Origin of the sequence: uncultured Campylobacter sp. (genome assembly GCF_937997465.1) — a bacterium.
Lineage (GTDB): Bacteria > Campylobacterota > Campylobacteria > Campylobacterales > Campylobacteraceae > Campylobacter_A.
Window position 1 is genome coordinate 1 of the sequence record NZ_CALKTQ010000155.1, and the last position, 4,967, is coordinate 4,967.

General features: G+C 48.1%; 4 protein-coding genes and 1 pseudogene. All 5 read right to left on the reverse strand.

Going from position 1 to position 4,967, the window contains the following annotated elements:
• On the reverse strand, nt 1–1,163 hold a 1,163-nt coding region (locus Q0546_RS04780), incomplete at its 3' end, for a pyridoxal phosphate-dependent aminotransferase (RefSeq protein ID WP_298791002.1).
• A 20-nt stretch (nt 1,164–1,183) separates the two neighbouring features.
• Nucleotides 1,184–3,019: a biosynthetic arginine decarboxylase gene (gene speA, locus Q0546_RS04785; protein ID WP_298791003.1), complete on the reverse strand. Its 1,836-nt coding sequence runs from the start codon at nt 3,017–3,019 to the stop codon at nt 1,184–1,186.
• Nucleotides 3,012–4,259: a histidine--tRNA ligase gene (gene hisS / locus Q0546_RS04790; RefSeq protein WP_298791004.1), complete on the reverse strand. Its 1,248-nt coding sequence runs from the start codon at nt 4,257–4,259 to the stop codon at nt 3,012–3,014. The genes speA and hisS overlap by 8 nt, the downstream gene beginning before the upstream one ends.
• Entirely contained in the window at nt 4,252–4,830 is a 579-nt protein-coding gene (tmk, locus tag Q0546_RS04795; protein ID WP_298791006.1) for a dTMP kinase, read from the reverse strand. The genes hisS and tmk overlap by 8 nt, the downstream gene beginning before the upstream one ends.
• A 2-nt stretch (nt 4,831–4,832) precedes the next feature.
• Nucleotides 4,833–4,967 (reverse strand): annotated as a pseudogene (locus Q0546_RS04800) (pantetheine-phosphate adenylyltransferase); the annotation flags it as partial.

Genomic DNA, 4,967 nt, shown 5'->3' on the forward strand with positions numbered 1-4,967 from the left:
TTATAGCTTTTTACGAATTCGCCGATCCTTGCGATACCTTTTCTTATACTCTCCAAATCGGTCGCAAAAGACAGCCTAAAGTATCCGTCCATACCAAAACCAACGCCCGGCACCACGGCAACTTTCGCCTTTTCTAGCAGCTCTTTGCAAAATTTCATGCTATCAGGCTCAACCTTGGAGCAGTTTATAAAAAGATAAAACGCGCCGTCAGGCTTAAGCACGCTAAGTCCAGGTATAGCGTTTATCATCTCAACGCCTAGGTCGCGGCGCTTTTTAAATTCGCCCTTCATATACGCGATATCCTCGTCGGCTTTGCCGAGTAGCGCAGGGATGGCGCCAGCTTGCGTTAGGGAGTTTATGTTGCTCGTGCTTTGGCTTTGTAGCTTGTTTACGGCGGCGTTTAGCTCCTTAAACGGGCTAGCCATGTAGCCAAATCTCCAGCCAGGCATCGCACCGCACTTGCTTAGGCCGTTTATCGTGATCGTGCGGTTAAACATATCCTCGCTCACCGCCGCGGTCGCGACAAATTCGCCCTCGTAGTTTAGCTTTTCGTACATTTCGTCGCTAGCTACGATGATTTTCGTGCCTTTTAGCACTTCACCTAGCGCCTCTAGCTCTTTGCGGCTATATATCGCACCCGTCGGGTTGCAAGGGCTGTTTAACACTAAAATTTTAGTTCTAGGAGTGATCGCCGCCTTTAGCTGCTCAGGCGTGATTTTAAAGCCGGTCTTTTCGCTAGTCTCGATAAAAACGGGCTTGCCGCCGCTAAATTTGACCATCTCCGGGTAGCTCACCCAGTATGGGCTTGGTACGATAACCTCGTCGCCCTCGTCGATTAGTGCCTGAAATACGTTAAAAAGCGAGTGCTTGGCGCCGACGTTGGTGATGATTTGATTTGGCGCGTAGTTTAGGCCGTTGTCACGCTTTAGCTTTGCGGCGACCGCCTCTCTTACCTCAGGCGTGCCCGCTACGGCGGTGTATTTGCCGCAACCTTTATCCAGGGCGGCTTTTACCTCGTTTTTGATGATCTCGGGCGTGTCGAAGTCTGGTTCGCCCGCACCGAAGCTGATCACGTCCTCGCCGCGGGCCTTCATCTCTTTTGCCTTAGTGCTGATTTCGATGGTTAGGCTCTCGCCTAGCACTTGAACTCTTTTTGATAGCATTTTTACTCCTTTTTATAAATTTAAGATATAGTTTTTAGATAGCCGTTATCGTTTAAAAACAGATACATTTCGCCTAAAATTTGCTTGCGCTGCGAGTCGGTTACGAGTTTTGACTTTTCGATGCGCTCGTTTAGGATGTCCTGGATCTCGTAGATATCGTAGTCCAGATCCTCCATGATATCAAGGATAGATTGGCTCTCTAACAGGTGCGAGATTTCAAATCCATTCTCGTTTATCTCGATAGTAGCTTCGGTCGGGTGAGTAAAGAGATTGTGCTTCATACCCAGTACCTCCTGATACGCTCCGACTAGGAAAAATCCTAAAAAGTACTCCTCTTTTTCCACGTCCACGTCGTGTAAAAACAGAGGATTTTCCTCGTCGTCAAAGCCTATCTCGCCGTCGCTATCGCAGGTGATGTCCCACAGCGACGCCGAGCGAGTAGGGCGCACGTCTAGGCGGTCAAGCGGCATGATAGGGAAATTTTGCTTTAAACCCCAAAAATCAGGCAACGACTGAAATAGCGAGAAGTTTACGAGATAGCGCTCCTGCGCCTCCTCTTGTAGCTTTAAGAGCTCGGCGTTGTGCTGTTTGGTGCCTAGGATTTTAGCCGCTTTTTTGATGATTAGGTGGGTTAAAATTTCAGCATTCGAGCGATCTTGCAAATCTACGTATCCTAGATCAAACAGCGTGAGTATACTCTCCATATGATCGATACTATCGTGCAGATACTCTATCGCATTTGACGGTTTTATCGTGTTTAGTAGGTCGTTTAGCTCGGTAATTAGCTGAGGATTTTTCTTTTTTAGTACGAGCTTTTCCTCGGTGTAGTCCTGACTAAAGAGCTCCAAAACGGGAGCTATCAGCACCGCGTGCGAAGCCGAGACGAAGCGGCCGCTCTCGATAAAGATATCTGGCTCCACTTCGTTTCGCTGCGTTGCCATCGTCTTTAGCAGATAGACCACATCGTTGGCATACTCGCTGAGGGTATAGTTTCGGCTCGAGTTTTCCTTAAACTGCGAGTACTCTATGGCTAGACCGCCGCCTAAATTTATGGCTTTTAGGTTTTTTGCGCCCATTTTTCGCAGCTCGGCGTAGATGTTTCCTGCTTCGATTAGGGCCTTTTTTAGCGGGTGGATTTCGGTGATTTGCGAACCGATATGAAAGTGGATCATATTAAATCGATCGAGCAAATTTGCCTCTTTTAGCAAATTTACCGCTTCGATTAGCTCGGTCGCCGTTAGGCCAAATTTTGAGTTTATGCCGCCGCTTTTAGCCCAGATACCAGATCCGCTGCTATGCAGCCTGATACGCAGGCCGATGTTTGGCTTTGGCGCGAAACGCTCTTTTGCGATGGCGATGATAGCCTCAAGCTCGTTTAGCCCCTCGATCGTAAGAGTGATGTTGTGCCCCATTTCAGCCGCGATAAAGCCGATATTTATCATCTCTTTATCCTTAAAGCCGTTTACGGTGATCGGCGCGCCTTCATTATTATACGCCATCACTAGTAGCAGCTCGGCCTTTGAGCCCGCCTCCAGCCCGTAGCCGTATTTTTGGCCGTGACGGACTAGGTTTTTTACAAAACCCGGATATTGGTTTACTTTTAGCGGATAGACGGCGTTAAAGCTACCTTTGTAGCCGAATTCGTTTTTCGCGTTCTCAAAGCTTTTGTAAATTTGCGAAATTTGCTTGTGTATGAGGTGAGGGAAGCGCAGCAATAGCGGGCCTCGGTAGCCTTCGCTCCTGATGCTTTTTACGATATCGATGATGGCGGGTTTTGAGCCGGTATTGACGCAAATTTTACCGTTTTCGACGATGAAGTTGTTATTTCCCCATAAATTTAAACCGTAATCATACATTTAAAATCCTTTTAAGTTCCGCCTCCAAATCCGCCAAATCAAGCGTTTTTTCAGCCTTCTCGCTCAGATCTTTTAGCCAAATTTTGCCCGATTTTAGCTCATCCTCTCCGACGCAAAGGCAAATCCTAGCGTTTGCGTTATCTGCGGCATTTAGATGCTTTTGTAGTTTTTTAGGCTCGTAGCTCACGAGAACCGGGAGACTTTTTCTTAAATTTATCGCTATTTTATAGACCGCATCCACGCCCTCGGAGTCCATCGCGCCGATATATACGCCGTTTCTTTTACTCTCACTCTCGCGGCTGCCCAGGATTTCCATTATGCGCTCGATACCCATCGCAAAGCCAACGCCGTAGCTAGCTTTGCCGCCTAGGTACTCGACTAGTCTGTCGTAGCGTCCGCCGCCTGCGACCGCGCTTTGTGCGCCGATCTCGTTTGAAACGAACTCAAACGCCGTTTTGCAGTAGTAATCAAGACCGCGCACGAGTTTTAGATCTATCTCAAACTCCACGCCGTTGCCGCTTAAAATTTCTTGTAACTTTTTAAACTCGGCTGCACATTCGTCGTTTAGGCTACCGATTATCAGCGGTGCGTTTGCGTAGATTTTTTGGCAGCTTTCTACCTTGCAATCTAGCACGCGGATAGGGTTTGTGAGCTTTCTGCGCTTACAGTCCTCGCAAATTTGACCTTCGTGCGCATCTAAAAATTTAACCAGCTTTTCGCGGTATGCACCCATACTAGCGGCGTCTCCGAGCGAATTTATAAGTAGCTTAGTTTTGATACCCAGGCGCGAGAAAATTTCGTTTATCATCAAGATAACGCTCGCGTCCTCATAAACGCTAGGCTCTCCAAAGCACTCGCAGCCAAACTGATGAAACTCGCGCAAACGTCCTTTTTGCGGACGCTCATAGCGAAACATCGAACCGTGATAAAAGTACCGTCTCACGCCGCCCGCGCGGTCAAATTTAGCCTCGATAAAGGCGCGCACGACGCCGGCCGTTCCCTCCGGACGCAGACAAACGTCGTTTCCGCCCTTGTCCTCAAACTGATACATCTCCTTGCCCACGATGTCGCTGCTTTCACCGACGCTGCGGCGAAAAAGCGCTGTCTGCTCCAAGTGCGGAGCTAGCACGAACTCGTATCCGTAGTTTTTCGCGACCTCTTCGCAGATTTTGATTATCCTCTCGTAAAGTCCCGACTGTGGCGGCAAAACGTCCTTCATCCCCCTTAATGCGCTAATCATTTATAAACTCCTTTATCAAATTCGTTATTTTTTCTTCGTCCCAGGCGGCATCGATCGTGACGTAGCGTACGCCTAGTTTTTGCAAAATTCCCTCCATCGCGTTCTGCACTCTTAGCAGATAACCAAATCCGCGAGCCTCTATACCGTCCATCTGCGCGCGCGAGCCTAGGCGCGATCTTAGCGTGCTTTCGTCCGCTTTAAAAAATACTATTTTTTGCGGAAAATTTCCTTGCAGGGCGAATTTGTTTAAATTTAAAAGCTCCTCAAAGCTAAAATTTCCGCCCGCAAGAGCATAGGCCATACCGGAGACAAAGCCTCTGTCGCTTAAAATCATCTTGTTCGAGTTTGGTTTTATTATTTTACCGAAATGCTCGGCTCTATCGGCCAAAAATAGCAAAATTTCGGCCCTTTTATCCAGATCGTTTTCCTTTAGTAAAATTTCGCGCAAATTTTCGCCAAGCTTCGTGCCGCCTGGTTCTTTAGTCACGATTGCTTGCGGGTAAGCCGCCGCCAGCCGCGCTATCTGCGTGCTTTTGCCTGCGCCGTCGATACCTTCAAATAAAATATACAAATTTAGCCTTTCAAAGTTTCTAAAATTTCGCTCGGAACCAGCTTGCTGACGTCACCGTTATGGCTAAGAACGGAGCGCACGATCGAGCTTGAGATAAAGGCGTTTTGCAGGCTCGGCATCAGATAAACGGTCTCGAG